The sequence below is a fragment of the Streptomyces filipinensis genome (genome assembly GCF_014649495.1).
GTDB lineage: Bacteria > Actinomycetota > Actinomycetes > Streptomycetales > Streptomycetaceae > Streptomyces > Streptomyces filipinensis.
On the sequence record NZ_BMTD01000027.1, the window covers coordinates 17,584 to 32,207 of the forward strand.

Annotated in this window: 12 protein-coding genes; 7 read left to right on the forward strand and 5 right to left on the reverse strand. The window is 69.8% G+C overall.

Annotation, left to right across the window (positions count from 1 at the left end):
• Positions 1–101 precede the first annotated feature (101 nt).
• The 4 genes from IE244_RS37300 (at position 102) to IE244_RS37315 (ending at position 4,010) form a co-directional block, all read left to right on the forward strand.
• Complete coding sequence (locus IE244_RS37300; protein ID WP_191878021.1) at positions 102–1,475, forward strand: extracellular solute-binding protein; 1,374 nt, start codon at positions 102–104, stop codon at positions 1,473–1,475.
• Positions 1,472–2,335: a carbohydrate ABC transporter permease gene (locus IE244_RS37305; protein WP_191878022.1), complete on the forward strand. Its 864-nt coding sequence runs from the start codon at positions 1,472–1,474 to the stop codon at positions 2,333–2,335. The genes IE244_RS37300 and IE244_RS37305 overlap by 4 nt, the downstream gene beginning before the upstream one ends.
• Positions 2,335–3,162 (forward strand): carbohydrate ABC transporter permease, encoded by an 828-nt coding sequence (locus IE244_RS37310; RefSeq protein WP_191878023.1) that lies wholly within the window; start codon positions 2,335–2,337, stop codon positions 3,160–3,162. The genes IE244_RS37305 and IE244_RS37310 overlap by 1 nt, the downstream gene beginning before the upstream one ends.
• Before the next feature lie 140 nt (positions 3,163–3,302).
• Positions 3,303–4,010 (forward strand): XRE family transcriptional regulator, encoded by a 708-nt coding sequence (locus IE244_RS37315; RefSeq protein ID WP_373305825.1) that lies wholly within the window; start codon positions 3,303–3,305, stop codon positions 4,008–4,010.
• Here the strand turns inward: IE244_RS37315 and IE244_RS37320 are convergent.
• Complete coding sequence (locus IE244_RS37320; protein WP_191878025.1) at positions 4,007–5,032, reverse strand: ATP-dependent 6-phosphofructokinase; 1,026 nt, start codon at positions 5,030–5,032, stop codon at positions 4,007–4,009. The genes IE244_RS37315 and IE244_RS37320 overlap by 4 nt on opposite strands.
• A gap of 192 nt (positions 5,033–5,224) precedes the next feature.
• Here IE244_RS37320 and pta point away from each other — a divergent pair, with 192 nt between their 5' ends.
• From pta to pyk, 3 genes are all read left to right on the forward strand, one after another.
• Positions 5,225–7,300 (forward strand): phosphate acetyltransferase, encoded by a 2,076-nt coding sequence (gene pta / locus IE244_RS37325; RefSeq protein ID WP_191878026.1) that lies wholly within the window; start codon positions 5,225–5,227, stop codon positions 7,298–7,300.
• A 23-nt stretch (positions 7,301–7,323) separates the two neighbouring features.
• Complete coding sequence (locus IE244_RS37330; protein ID WP_191878027.1) at positions 7,324–8,532, forward strand: acetate kinase; 1,209 nt, start codon at positions 7,324–7,326, stop codon at positions 8,530–8,532.
• A gap of 84 nt (positions 8,533–8,616) precedes the next feature.
• Positions 8,617–10,044 carry a pyruvate kinase gene (pyk, locus tag IE244_RS37335; RefSeq protein ID WP_191878028.1) on the forward strand — a complete coding sequence of 476 codons (1,428 nt, stop codon included), beginning with the start codon at positions 8,617–8,619 and terminating at the stop codon, positions 10,042–10,044.
• A 98-nt stretch (positions 10,045–10,142) separates the two neighbouring features.
• On the opposite strand, the gene IE244_RS37340 is transcribed toward pyk, so the two are convergent.
• From IE244_RS37340 to IE244_RS37355, 4 genes are all read right to left on the reverse strand, one after another.
• A complete protein-coding gene (locus IE244_RS37340; RefSeq protein ID WP_191878029.1) occupies positions 10,143–11,534 on the reverse strand; it encodes a hypothetical protein in 1,392 nt (463 codons plus the stop codon).
• Positions 11,524–12,111 carry a DUF6114 domain-containing protein gene (locus tag IE244_RS37345; protein WP_191878030.1) on the reverse strand — a complete coding sequence of 196 codons (588 nt, stop codon included), beginning with the start codon at positions 12,109–12,111 and terminating at the stop codon, positions 11,524–11,526. Before IE244_RS37345 ends, IE244_RS37340 begins: the two co-directional genes overlap by 11 nt.
• A 115-nt stretch (positions 12,112–12,226) precedes the next feature.
• Positions 12,227–12,865, reverse strand: coding sequence for a DUF6230 family protein (locus IE244_RS37350; protein WP_191878031.1), 639 nt, complete (start codon positions 12,863–12,865; stop codon positions 12,227–12,229).
• Between the two features lie 622 nt (positions 12,866–13,487).
• Positions 13,488–14,456 (reverse strand): tetratricopeptide repeat protein, encoded by a 969-nt coding sequence (locus tag IE244_RS37355; RefSeq protein WP_191878032.1) that lies wholly within the window; start codon positions 14,454–14,456, stop codon positions 13,488–13,490.
• Positions 14,457–14,624: the final 168 nt, after the last annotated feature.

Consider the following 14,624-nt stretch of genomic DNA (forward strand, 5'->3'; position numbering starts at 1 on the left):
CGCCGCCCGATCCCGTGCACACGCATTGACCTGACCGGAGAACCGCTCATACCTTCACACGGCACCCACCCGGCCACGAAGAAGTGCGTCCGCAGGAGGTCATGCCCGTGCGCCCCACCGCCGCCAACTCCGCCCTCCTCGCCGCCGCTCTCGCCGCCACCGCCCTCACCGCGTGCGGCTCGGGATCCGGCAGCAGCCCTGACACGGTCAAGGTGTCGTACAAGCAGTCCACCGACAACTCCATCCAGGTGATGGACACCTATCTCGCTGGGATCAAGAAGGAGTTCGAGAAGAAGCACCCCGGCAAGAAGGTGGAGTTCGTGCCGATCAAGGCGCCGGACTCGGAGTACTACACCAAGCTGCAGCAGATGCTGCGCTCCCCGAGGACCGCGCCGGACCTGGTCTACGAGGACACCTTCCTGATCAACTCCGACATCACGAGCGGCTACCTCACCCCGCTCGACCCGTATCTCGCGAAGTGGCCGGACTGGGGCCGGTTCATCGGCACCGCCAAGGCCGCCGCGAAGGGGCAGGACGGGAAGACGTACGGCGTCCCCGACGGGACGGACACCCGCGGGCTGTGGTTCGACAAGCGGGTGTTCAAACAGGCCGGGCTGCCGCTGAACTGGCAGCCGAGGACCTGGGACGACGTCCTCGCCGCCGCCCGGACCATCAAGCGGAAGGTGCCCGGTGTCACCCCGCTCAACGTGTACACCGGCAAGCCGGCGGGCGAGCGGTCCACGATGCAGGGCTTCGAGATGCTGCTGTACGGCACCGGCGACGGCACCTCCGATCCGCTCTACGACAGCACGGCGAAGAAGTGGTTCACGGCGGGTGCGGGTTTCCGGGACGCCCTGAAGTTCGTCGAGACCGTGTACGGGGAGAAGCTCGGGCCCGACGTCTCCGACGCCCTCGATCCCAACTACGCCACCACCGTCAACAGCGAGCTCCTCCCCCAGGGCAAGCTCGGCATCGACCTCGACGGCTCCTGGCTCCCGCAGGCGTGGCTGCCGGGCAGCGGACGCGAGTGGCCCGACTGGTCACGGCAGCTGGGCCTCGCCTACATGCCCACCCAGAACGGGCAGGCGCCCGGCAGGGTGAGCATGTCCGGCGGCTGGACCTGGGCCGTCCCGGCCAAGGCCGGCAACCCCGGCCTCGCCTTCGACTTCATCAAAACGATGCAGACCGAGGCGAACGCGAAGAAGTGGTACATCGCGAACTCCGGCATCTCGGTGCGCAGCGACGTCGCCGCGGACCCCTCGTACGCCACCGCCCAGCCCGGCATCACGTTCTTCACCGGCCTGGTGCCGTACACGCACTACCGGCCCGCGTACCCGGCGTACCCCAAGGTGTCGACCGCCATCCAGGAGGCCATGGAGGCCGTGACGACCGGCGACCGGTCCGTGGCGAAGGCCGCGAGCGGGTACGACGACATGCTCAGGGACGTCACCGGCGGCCAAGTGGTCCACCCGTGAGCGGCCGGCGCCGGCTCGTCCGCGCCCTTCCCCTCGCCCCCGCCGTCGTCCTCCTGCTGCTCTTCCTCGCCGGGCCGATCGCCTACTGCGTCTACATCGCCTTCACCGATCTGCAGCTGACCGGTCAGGCGCGGGCGTCGTTCGTCGGCTTCGCCAACTTCCGGCGCGCCTTCCGGGACGACGCGTTCCTGAACGCCGTCCGGCTGACACTGGTCTTCACCGTGCTGTCCTCGCTCCTCGGGCAGAACACCCTGGGGCTCGCCCTGGCCGCGCTCATGAAGCGTGCCTCGAAGCCGGTGCGGACGCTCACCGGTGGGGTCGTCGTCACGGCGTGGGTGCTGCCGGAGGTCGTCGCCGGGTTTCTGCTGTACGCCTTCTTCCGGCGGGAGGGGACCTTGAACGCCATCCTGGACTGGCTGCATCTGCCGCGCCAGAACTGGCTGTTCACGCTCCCCGTCCTCGCCGTGTCCTTCGCCAACGTCTGGCGCGGTACGGCGTTCTCGATGCTCGTCTACTCCGCGGCGCTGGACGGGATACCCGCCGAGATCACGGAGGCCGCCGAGGTGGACGGGGCCGGCGGGTGGCGGCGGATGTGGCACATCACCCTGCCGATGATCCGCCGGTCCATCGGCACCAACCTCATGCTCAACACCCTGCAGACGCTCTCCGTGTTCGGGCTGATCTGGGTGATGACCCGGGGCGGCCCCGGGAACAGGAGCCAGACGCTGCCGCTGTTCATGTACGAGCAGGCCTTCCAGAACAGCATGATCGGGTACGGCACCGCGGTCGCCCTGCTCCTGCTGCTCGTCGGGGCGCTGTTCTCGGTCGTCTATCTGCGGCTGCTGCGGACGGAGGTCTGATGCCCCGCGCACGCGTCTCCCGGCGGCTCGCCGCGGACGTCTGCCTGCTGGTGGCCGCCGTCGCCTTCGCACTGCCCCTCGCCTGGGTGCTGCTGTCCTCCGTGGACGCGCACGCCGACCTGCGGGTGAAGGTCCCGCACGGGCTGACCCTGGGCAACTTCCACGCGATCCTGACCCCGGACATCACCTACACCCCGCTGCTCAACAGCCTGATCCTGTGCGGGGGCGCCACGGCCCTGACCGTCGGCTGCGCCGCCCTCGCCGCCTATCCGCTCTCCCGGTTCCGCTCCCGGCTCAACCGGCCGTTCCTGCTGTCGATCCTGTTCGCGACGAGCCTGCCGATCACCGCGATCATGGTGCCGGTGTACGCGCTGTTCGTGCGGGTGAACCTGATCGACACCCTGCAGGGCACGATCCTCTTCTTCGCCGCCTCCCAGCTGCCGTTCGCCATCTGGCTGATGAAGAACTTCATGGACGGGGTGCCCAGGGAGCTGGAGGAGGCGGCCTGGACCGACGGGGCGAACGCGCTGCAGTCCCTGGTCCGGATCGTGCTGCCGCTGATGGGGCCGGGGCTCGCCGTGGTCACGGTGTTCTCGTTCGTGATGATGTGGGGGAGCTTCTTCGTCCCCTTCATGCTGCTGCTCACCCCGGACCAGATGCCGGCCTCGGTCAGCGTCAACGACTTCTTCGGCAACCGGGGCATGGTGGCGTACGGCCAGCTCGCCGCGTTCTCCGTCATCTATTCGACGCCGGTGATCTCTTTGTATGTTCTGGTGGCCCGCCGGCTGGGAGGGGGCTTCGCGCTGGGCGGCGCGATGAAGGGGTAACGTGGGGTAACCCCAGGTCATGGCGGGGTGACACCGAGTGTCACATCACTCTGCGCGATCAATCCGTACGTTTCTACGATCCGTGATCTCGGGCGAACCGACCGTAGTCAGAGCGCGGGAGCGCCTCTACGTTGTGCGAGGTGCGCCAACCCTCACCTCAACCGAACCAGCCGGCTCTGCCGTTCAACGCGCCGGCCGCCCGCAGGCTCCGCGCCGCGCTCGGCATGGGCCCCGAGCACGTCGCGTACGGGATGCGTGTCTCGTACGGACTGCCCTACGTCACCCCTGACCTCGTGATGGCCTGGGAACGCGGCGCCGCCGCGCCCCACAGTGCCGAACTCGCCGCCCTGGCCGGCGTGTTGTGGTGCTCCCCGGGCGAACTCATCAGCCGGCCGCGGACCCTGCGCGAGCACCGGATGTCCCGGGGCATCGCCCCCGAGGACGTCGCCCACGCCGTCGACATGGACCTGCGCGGATATCTGCGGATGGAGGAGAGCGGGCAGTGGCGGGGCAACGAACGCCAGTCGGCCGCGCTGGCCCGGCTGCTCGATCTGGCCCTGCCGGACTTCGTGGCCGTCACGGGCCGCGAGACCAGGCTCGCCGACCTGCTGAACAGCGCGGTCACCACCCGCTGGCAGGCCTATGTGCGGCCGGTGATGCGGCTGGCACCCCTGGAGCGCGGAGTCGTGGAGGAGGTGCTGCAGGGGCTGTACGAGGACTACCAGGGGCACATGGCCGCCACCCTCAGCTGGGGTGGCGGCAGCAGGAGCGCCAGTGACTCCGGCAAGGAGTTCCTCGACCAGATCGTCGAGAACTTCTGGCTGGCCGTCGGGGACAGGACCCCCTAGAAGACCGACTCGGCCTCGTCCATCCGGTCCTTCGGCACCGTCTTCAGCTCGGTGACCGCCTCCGCGAGCGGCACCATCACGATGTCGGTGCCGCGCAGCGCGGTCATCCTGCCGAACTGGCCGCGGTGCGCGGCCTCGACGGCGTGCCAGCCGAAGCGGGTGGCCAGGACGCGGTCGTAGGCGGTGGGGACTCCGCCGCGCTGGACGTGGCCGAGGATGACCGGCTTGGCCTCCTTGCCCAGGCGCCGCTCCAGCTCGTACGCCAGCGCGGTGCCGATGCCCTGGAAGCGCTCGTGGCCGTACTGGTCGATGTCGCCCTTGCCGTAGTCCATGGTGCCGTCGATGGGGTGGGCGCCCTCGGCGACGCAGACGACGGCGAACTTCTTGCCGCGGGAGAAGCGCTCCTCGACCATCTTGACCAGGTCGGCCGGGTCGAAGGGCCGCTCGGGCAGGCAGATGCCGTGGGCGCCGGCGGCCATGCCGGACTCCAGGGCGATCCAGCCGGCGTGCCGGCCCATGACCTCGACGACCATCACACGCTGGTGGGACTCGGCCGTGGTCTTCAGGCGGTCCATCGCCTCGGTCGCCACGCCCACGGCGGTGTCGAAGCCGAAGGTGCGGTCGGTGGAGGAGATGTCGTTGTCGATGGTCTTCGGGACACCGACGACCGGCAGGCCCGCGTCGGAGAGCATGCGCGCCGCGGTCAGGGTGCCCTCGCCGCCGATCGGGATCAGCGCGTCGATGCCGAACTCCTCGACCATGTCGGCGGCCCCGTCGCAGGCCTCGCGCAGCCGGTCGCGCTCGAGGCGGGAGGAGCCGAGGATGGTGCCGCCGCGGGCCAGGATGCCGCTGACCGCGTCCAGGTCGAGGGTGCGGTAGTGCCGGTCGAGCAGGCCCCGGTAGCCGTCCTCGAAGCCGATGACCTCGTCGCCGTACTGCGCCACCGCCCGGTGCACGACCGACCGGATCACGGCGTTCAGGCCGGGGCAGTCGCCGCCTGCGGTGAGAACTCCGATGCGCATCGTGCTGTGTCTCCTGCTCGCTGTCGGTGCCGGTGAGCCACTGTCGATTGTTCCACGTCCACCGGGGCCGTGAGCCACTTGACGGGCGCCTTATCCGGGACCAGGGGTATTGTCAAGAGGGTTCTGCTCACCTTGGTGGGCGATTTTTATGCCGACGATGACGCCGAAGACGATGAGAAACGGAGTGGACACGTGACGCGCAGCGTGTACGTGACCGGGATCGACCGCGGTGACGGCCGCCAGGTCGTGGAGCTGGGAGTCATGGAGCTCCTGACCCGGCAGGTCGACCGGGTGGGCGTCTTCCGTCCGCTCGTGCACGACGGCCCCGACCGGCTGTTCGAGCTGCTGCGGGCGCGCTACCGCCTCGCGCAGGACCCGGCGACCGTCTACGGCATGGACTACCACGAGGCGTCCGCGCTGCAGGCCGAGCAGGGCACCGACGAACTGGTCTCGACGCTGGTCGACCGCTTCCACCTGGTGGCCCGCGACTACGACGTCGTGCTCGTCCTCGGCACCGACTTCGCCGACACCCAGCTCCCCGACGAGCTGTCCCTGAACGCCCGTCTGGCCAACGAGTTCGGCGCCTCCGTGATCCCGGTCGTCGGCGGCCGCAAGCAGCCGGCCGAGTCGGTGCTCGCCGAGACCCGCAACGCCTTCCGGGCGTACGACGGCCTCGGCTGCGACGTGCTGGCCATGGTCACCAACCGGGTGGCCCGCGAGGACCGCGACGAGATCGCCGAGCGGCTCGCCACCCGGCTGCCGGTCCCCTGCTACGTCGTGCCCGACGAGCCCGCGCTGTCCGCGCCGACCGTCTCCCAGATCGCCCACGCCCTCGACGCGAGGGTCCTGCTCGGCGACGATTCCGGGCTCGCCCGGGACGCGCTGGACTTCGTCTTCGGCGGCGCCATGCTGCCCAACCTCCTCGGCGCCCTGACCCCGGGCTGTCTGGTCGTCACCCCGGGCGACCGCGCCGACCTGGTCGTCGGCTCGCTGGCCGCGCACAGCGCCGGCACCCCGCCGATAGCCGGCGTGCTGCTCACCCTGAACGAGGTGCCGCGCGACGAGATCCTCACCCTCGCCGCCCGGCTCGCCCCCGGTACCCCGGTGCTGTCCGTGAGCGGCACCAGCTTCCCCACCGCCGAGCAGCTGTTCTCACTGGAGGGCAAGCTGGGCGCGGCCACCCCGCGCAAGGCGGAGACCGCGCTCGGCCTGTTCGAGCGGTACGCCGACACCGCCGAGCTGGCCCGCCGGGTCTCGGCGCCCAGCAGCGACCGGGTCACCCCGATGATGTTCGAGCACAAGCTGCTGGAGCAGGCCCGCTCCGACAAGCGGCGGGTCGTCCTGCCCGAGGGCACCGAGGAGCGGGTCCTGCACGCGGCCGAGGTGCTGCTGCGCCGTGGCGTGTGCGACCTGACCCTGCTCGGCCCGGTCGACCAGATCCGCAAGAAGGCCGCCGACCTCGGCATCGACCTCGGCGACACCCAGCTGATCGACCCGGCCTCCTCCGAACTGCGCGACGCCTTCGCCGAGCAGTACGCGGCCCTGCGCGCCCACAAGGGCGTCACGGTCGAGCTGGCCTACGACGTCGTCTCGGACGTCAACTACTTCGGCACCCTGATGGTGCAGGAGGGCCTGGCCGACGGCATGGTGTCCGGCTCGGTGCACTCCACGGCGGCCACCATCCGCCCGGCCTTCGAGATCATCAAGACCAGGCCGGAGTCGTCGATCGTCTCGTCGGTGTTCTTCATGTGCCTGGCCGACAAGGTGCTGGTCTACGGCGACTGCGCGGTCAACCCGGACCCGAACGCGCAGGCGCTCGCGGACATCGCCGTCCAGTCGGCCGGTACGGCCGCGCAGTTCGGCGTGGAGCCCAGGATCGCGATGCTGTCGTACTCCACCGGCACCTCCGGCTCGGGCGCCGACGTCGACAAGGTGCGCGAGGCGACCGAGCTGGCGCGCTCGCGCCGGCCGGACCTGAAGATCGAGGGGCCGATCCAGTACGACGCGGCCGTGGAACCGTCCGTCGCCGCGACCAAGCTGCCCGACTCCGATGTCGCCGGGCAGGCGACGGTGCTGATCTTCCCCGACCTCAACACGGGGAACAACACCTACAAGGCCGTGCAGCGTTCGGCGGGCGCGATCGCCGTCGGACCGGTCCTGCAGGGCCTGCGCAAGCCGGTCAACGACCTGTCCCGGGGCGCGCTCGTGCAGGACATCGTCAACACCGTCGCCATCACGGCGATCCAGGCCCAGACGCCCGCCAACTGACCACAGAGAGCACCCGATTCACCGTGACCGCGACCCGCGTCCTCGTCCTCAACTCCGGCTCCTCGTCGGTGAAGTACCAGCTGCTCGACATGCGCGACCGGAGCCGGCTCGCCGTCGGCCTGGTGGAGCGCATCGGCGAGCAGACCTCCCGGCTCCGGCACACCTGCCTGGCCTCCGGCGACACCCGTGAGCACACCGGCCCGATCGCCGACCACGACGCGGCGCTCAAGGCGGTCGCCGGGGAGCTGGGCCGGGACGGGCTGGGCCTCGACTCGCCGGAACTGGCCGCGATCGGGCACCGGGTGGTGCACGGCGGCATGTTCTTCACCGAGCCGACCGTCATCGACGACGAGGTGCTCGCCGAGGTCGAGCGGCTGATCCCGGTAGCCCCGCTGCACAACCCGGCCAACCTCACGGGCATCCGCACCGCCCGGGCGCTGCGCCCCGACCTGCCGCAGGTGGCCGTCTTCGACACCGCGTTCCACACGACGATGCCGGAGCAGGCGGCGCGCTACGCGATCGACCCGAAGATCGCCGACCGCCACCGCATCCGCCGCTACGGCTTCCACGGCACCTCCCACGCCTACGTCTCGCGGGAGACGGCGCGGCTGCTCGGCAAGGACCCGGCCGAGGTCAACGTGATCGTGCTGCACCTGGGCAACGGCGCCTCCGCGTCGGCGGTCCGGCGGGGCCGGTGCGTGGACACCTCCATGGGACTCACGCCTTTGGAGGGGCTCGTGATGGGTACGCGCTCCGGAGACCTGGATCCTGCCGTCATCTTCCATTTGGCCCGGGTTGGCGGAATGTCCATGGACGAGATCGACACTCTTCTCAACAAGAGGAGCGGTCTGTTCGGCCTGTGCGGTGACAACGACATGCGGGAGATCCGCCGGCGGATCGACGAGGGTGACGAAGAGGCCGCTCTCGCGTTCGACATTTACATTCACCGGCTCAAGAAGTACATCGGCGCCTATTACGCCGTACTCGGCACGGTGGACGCGGTCGCGTTCACGGCCGGGGTCGGCGAGAACGCGGCGCCCGTGCGGGAGGCGGCGATCGCGGGCCTGGAGGGGCTGGGCCTCGCGGTCGACCCGGAGCTGAACGCCGTGCGAGCGGACCGGGCGAGGCTCGTCTCGCCAGAGGGTGCGCGCGTCGCGGTCGCGGTGGTGCCGACGGATGAAGAACTGGAGATCGCGACGCAGACCTACGCACTGGTCGGAAAGAACAACTGAATAGCACCTGAGCGGTGTGGCACTCATTTGTATCTTCCGCCAGACGGAATATTCCGTAGCGAAACAAACCGATAGGATCGCCCCATGCGCCGTTCGAAAATCGTCTGTACTCTCGGCCCCGCGGTCGACTCCCACGAGATGCTCGTCGCCATGATCGAGGCGGGCATGAACGTGGCCCGGTTCAACTTCAGCCACGGCTCGCACGCCGAGCACCAGGCGCGGTACGACCGCGTCCGGGCCGCGTCCAAGGAGACCGGCCGGCCCATCGGCGTCCTCGCCGACCTGCAGGGCCCGAAGATCCGCCTGGAGACCTTCGCCGAGGGCCCGGTCGAGCTCGAACGCGGTGACGAGTTCGTCATCACGACCGAGGACGTGCCGGGCGACAAGCACATCTGCGGCACGACCTACAAGGGGCTGCCGGGTGACGTCTCGCGCGGCGACCAGGTCCTGATCAACGACGGCAACGTCGAGCTGAAGGTGCTGGACGTCGAGGGCCCGCGGGTGAAGACGATCGTCATCGAGGGCGGTGTCGTCTCCGACCACAAGGGCATCAACCTGCCCGGCGCGGCCGTCAACGTGCCCGCGCTGAGCGAGAAGGACGTCGAGGACCTGCGGTTCGCCCTCCGCATGGGCTGCGACCTGGTAGCGCTGTCCTTCGTCCGGGACGCCAAGGACGTCCAGGACGTGCACCGCGTCATGGACGAGGAGGGCCGCCGGGTCCCCGTCATCGCCAAGGTGGAGAAGCCCCAGGCGGTGGAGAACATGGAGGACGTCGTCGCGGCGTTCGACGCCGTGATGGTGGCCCGTGGCGACCTCGCCGTCGAGTACCCGCTCGAAAAGGTCCCCATGGTGCAGAAGCGCCTGATCGAGCTGTGCCGGCGCAACGCCAAGCCGGTGATCGTGGCGACCCAGATGATGGAGTCGATGATCACCAACTCGCGCCCGACCCGCGCCGAGGCCTCCGACGTGGCCAACGCGATCCTGGACGGCGCCGACGCGGTCATGCTGTCGGCGGAGTCCAGCGTGGGCGCCTACCCGGTCGAGACGGTCAAGACCATGTCGAAGATCGTCGCCGCCGCCGAGCAGGAGCTGCTCTCCAAGGGCCTGCAGCCGCTGGTGCCGGGCAAGAAGCCGCGCACCCAGGGCGGCTCGGTGGCCCGCGCGGCCTGCGAGATCGCCGACTTCCTCGGCGGCCGGGGCCTGATCGCCTTCACCCAGTCCGGTGACACCGCGCGCCGCCTGTCCCGCTACCGCGCGACCCCGCCGATCATCGCCTTCACCACCGACGAGGGCACCCGCAACCAGCTCACCCTGAGCTGGGGCGTGGAGCCGCACGTCGTGCCGTTCGTGAACACCACCGACGAGATGGTCGACCTGGTGGACCAGGAGGTCGCCCGGCTGGGCCGCTTCAACGCGGGCGACACGGTCATCATCACCGCCGGCTCGCCCCCCGGCGTCCCCGGCACCACGAACATGCTCCGCGTCCACCACCTGGGCACGCAGGGCAACTGACAGGCCCCACAAGGGCCTTGCAAGGCGCTGAGGGCGCCCCCTGGAACCAGGGGGCGCCCTCAGCTGTGTGCGGCTCCCGAACGGGCTTGCTGGACCGGTCAGTCGGTCGTGTACACGTGCATGCCGGGCACGTGCAGGTTGCCGCCGAACTGGGCGGCCTGGACCACCTTGACGTTGGTGAAGTAGATCAGCGGCAGGTTCAGCGGGGGCGGGCTGTCGGGGCTGAACGTCATCGGGATCAGACCGAACAGGTTGCCCGAGATCTTCTCCGTGTACATCGTCGTGTCGCCGCCCCGGATGGTGGACGTCGAACCCTTGGCCGCCTGCACGTGGTAGGTCTTGCCGGACAGCTTGTCCTTGACCGTCTGGTGCAGGTCGCCGATGTCCGTGCCGTTGGAGATGACGTACTTCAGGACCTTCTTGGTGGTGCCGGACGCCGTCTTCACCTCGACGATGCCCTGGTAGTCGGCGCCCTTGAGCAGGAGCGAGCTGGCGTCCAGGTACCAGGGGTCGTCGGCCACCGGCACCTTGTTGTCGACGCCGCTGACGTCGTCCGTGGCCTTGGGACAGTTCTCCGCCGAGGCGGAGTCGCTCGCGGACGGGCTGGGCGTGGCCGAGCCGGCCGCGTCCTGGGCCGTCTTGGCGGTGTCCTGGACGGTCTCGGCGGTCCTGGAGACCGTGCCGGTGGTCTTCTTCACCGTGTCCCCGACCGTCTTGGTGGCCTTGGAGACGGTGTCGCCGACGGTGTCGGCGGCCTTGGAACCGGACGACGGGTCCGACGAGGACGAGTCCGCCTTGGACGCGTCCGAGGACGCGCTCGCCGACGGGGTCGCGGACGGCGTCGCACTCGCGGAGGAGCCGCCGGAGTCCTTGCTGCCGCCGCCGAGGATGCCGCCCAGCGTGTCGCCGATGGTGTCCAGCAGACCGCCACTGCTCTTGGACGCGGACGGCGTCGGCGTGGCCGTGTCACCGCTGGAGGACGACGAGCCGGAGTCCGAGCCGGAACCCGACGAGCCGGAGGTCGCGGTCGGCGCGGGCGTGGCCTTGTCGTCGGAACCTGAATCCGACGAAGAGGACGTGCCCGAGTCGCCGGACTTCGTGTCCTTGGAGTCCTTGGCGTCCTCGCTCGCCGAGGGCGACGGCGTGGCCTTGTCACCGGACGCGCTCTCCGAGGCGGAGGGCGAGGGCGACGACGAGGTGTCCTTGGAGCCGTCCAGCGCCTTGACGCAGTCCTTGTACTCGTCGGCCGTCAGGCTCTTGGCCGTCGTCGACGGGGACGGGCTGCCGCCGTCGCCGGCCGCGAGGGCCAGCGTGGAGGTGAAGCCCATGCCCATCAGCACGGCGGTGGGCATCGCCACGGAGGCGATCGCCTTGCCGGCCGGCATGTGGAACCTGGTGAACAACGGTTTTCTGGGGGCCGCGTGGCGCGGGCCGGTTCTCGCGCGGGACCCGTCCACATCGGTCCCGCGGGTCACCTCGTCAGCCGGCACTGTGCCTCCCGTTCGCCCCGTTGGCCGGGCTCGTTCCTGACAGGTCGTTCTCCCCGGGCGCGGCGAAGCCCTGGAAGGGGACGTCGCCCGGCGCGTCGGTGCGCTGCTCCGGCAGCGGCGCGGTCTGCGGGGCACCGCCCTCGCCCGGCGCCGCCTCGGCCGGCGGCTGCTGCTGCGGCGGCGCGCCCGGGCTCCAGGCCACGGCCAGCGCCCCGCCGATCAGCGAGAGCAGGAAGCCGACGATGAAGCCGCCGATGTTGGACAGCGGGATGGACACCAGCGCCAGCAGGATCGCCGCGATACCCGCGAAGACCCGGATGTGCTGCTGGACCCAGAGGGTGACGCCCAGGACGATGAGCAGCACGCCGATGATCAGGGAGCTGGAGCCGCCGGGCGTCCCCATCGTCATCGTGAGGTGGCCCAGCTGCAGGTGGGCGTACGGAAAGTACAGGATGAGAAAGCCGCCGAGCATGACGAACAGTCCGGCCCAGAACGGACGTGTGCCCCGCCAGGCGCGGAACTGCAGCCTCCGGCGGGTGAACTGGCCGGGTGCGGCGGCAGGAGTCTCGGCGCTCATGGAAACAGCTCCCTGGTGCGGCGTTGCTGTGGTGGTGATGTGTGCCGCGTGTGAAACGCGGCCGGAGAGGGGACGGGCGGGGGCGCCACCGGCTCCCCCGCCCGTCAGCGAGTGCTTAGTAGCACTCCTTGACACCCGTCGACAGCGACATGTGAAGGCCGCTGAGCTTGAAGGTGCCGGCGGTGGTCGCCCACGCCGTCTGCTTCACGTCCTTCAGCGTGGCCGAGTCGGCCTGCTGCGCGAAGCCGTACGGGTTGGTCTGCTCGCTCCCGCCCTTCAGGCCCGGACCCTTGTCGGCGTCCTTGGCGGCCACACCGATGTCGATGTTGTTGAAGGTCGCGTCGGCGTTCAGGTCGGCAACGTCGATGTAGATGTTGTCGGCCTGGACCTTGTCGTGACCCGCGCCGCCGGCCCGCAGGATCAGGCTGACGTTGCCGAAGATCGGCACGTCCGGCGTGACCACGGACTGGCAGAGGTTGGTGATCTCCGCGTGCTTGAACGCCGAGACGGCCACCGGGTGGCCCGTCTTCTTGCCGTCCATCGTGTAGCCGCTGTCGATGGCGCCGTACTGCTCGAAGCCGGTGCCCTGGAGCTCGTCGGCGGACACCTTGAACGACTGGCCGGACACGCTGAACGAGGCGGCGAGAGCGCCCTGCGCGAGGGCGACACCTATACACGCCGTGGCGGCCACGCTGGGCACCATGACCACAGCGAACCGCTTCCATCTGGTCCCGCCACGCACCTGGGACTCCATATTTCCTCCTTCTCGGACGTACATCTCCTGGCCCGCACTCGCCCCAGTCGGCGGCTCAGTCGGGCAGGGATGGGAGAAGTGCTACGTCCTCGGGAAGGAGAGCGCCCATGCTCGGAGGCGCGAACCGCGCCCGAATCACCGGCGATCACCCCCGAGCGACAACCACTGGTCGCGCCTGACACGCATCACGCACAACCCTGCTGGACAGGCTTCGCCCGAGGACGAAGACCCCCCTGTCCTAGAGCCCGCGCCACTGCCGCCGGCTCTGCTCGGTGGGGACCCAGATTCTCTCGTGACCCGACCGGATGCCGGGGTGTGGAAATGGACCGAGCGTCGCCGATCGTGGTGCATTCTCGCGCCGGACACAAGGGGGTTCGTTACTGGCTAGTAACGGCCGGATAACCGGAGGACGACCGGCCGGTCTCGGAACGCGACGCTGGGTGGCAGTCATGGGCAGAGCAAAGCCGTTGATCCCTGGACGAATCCAGACAGATCAACGGCCTTGATTTACTCGGAGTAACAGTCTGCGCAATGACCAAGATTTGGTAAAGCGCAGCCGCCCTGACGCCTCGTCGGCAAATCTTTCACCCCGGCATCACAAGCCGTGGCGTTTAGCGACTGGTCAGAACAAGGCCCGCGCGAGCGCCCTTCGAGCGCCGATCACACGCGGATCCTCGGGCCCCACGACCTCGAACAACTCCAGCAGTCTGCGCCGTACCGTGTCCCGGTCGTCACCGACCGTGCGCTGCACGGTGTCGATCAGACGGCCGAAGGCGTCCTCGACATGCCCGCCCACCAGGTCCAGGTCGGCGGCGGCGATCTGCGCGTCGACGTCCTTCGGCTTCTCGGCGGCCTCCTGACGGACCTTCTGCGGATCGAAGCCCTGCACCCGCTGCAGCAACTCGGCCTGCGCCAGACCCAGCTTGGCCTCGGGGTGCGCCGGGTCGTCGGCCAGCACGTTCTTGTAGGCCTGGACGGCACCGGCCAGGTCCCCGGCGTCCAGGGCGTCGGCGGCCGCGTTCAGCGCGGCGTCGTAGGGGCCCGCGTGCTCGACGGGCGCGGCGGCGCCCGGCTGCGCGTCCGGGTCGACGCTCAGACCGGTGATGCCGAACCGCTGCTCGGCGACCTGCACCAGCTGGTCCAGGGTCTGCCGGATCTGCTCCTCACCGGCCGCCCCCTGGAACAGCGGCAGCGCCTGGCCCGCGACGACGGCGAACACCGCCGGGATGCCCTGCACCCCGAACTGCTGCATCAGCATCTGGTTGGCGTCGACGTCGATCTTGGCGAGGAGGAAGCGCCCGCCGTACTCGACGGCCAGCCGCTCCAGGACCGGGCTCAGCTGCTTGCAGGGCTGACACCACTCGGCCCAGAAGTCGATGACGACGGGGACTTCGGCGGACCGCTGCAGGACATCGCGTTCGAAGCCCGCCTCATCGACGTCGATGACGAGATCGGCCGGGGCGACGGCCCCCGTGCCGCCCTGCCGGGCGGCTTCGGCGCGCGCCTGCTCGGCCTTGGCCTTGGCCTCCTGGGCCGCCTTCACCGCGGCGAGGTCGACGACGCCGCTCATGGACATGTTCCGTGGCTGCATGCGTCTATCCTCCCCCGATCCCGCGCCTGAATGAAAAAGTCGTGTGCGCCGGCGCCGGGTCCCCACCCCACGCCGCGTGGTCGCCGCTCGTGTACGTCCCTCACGAGCTTTCGCTACGAGTCGTAGCGTAATGCCATGCGGCCCCCGCGCGACACCACCCCCCGGTGA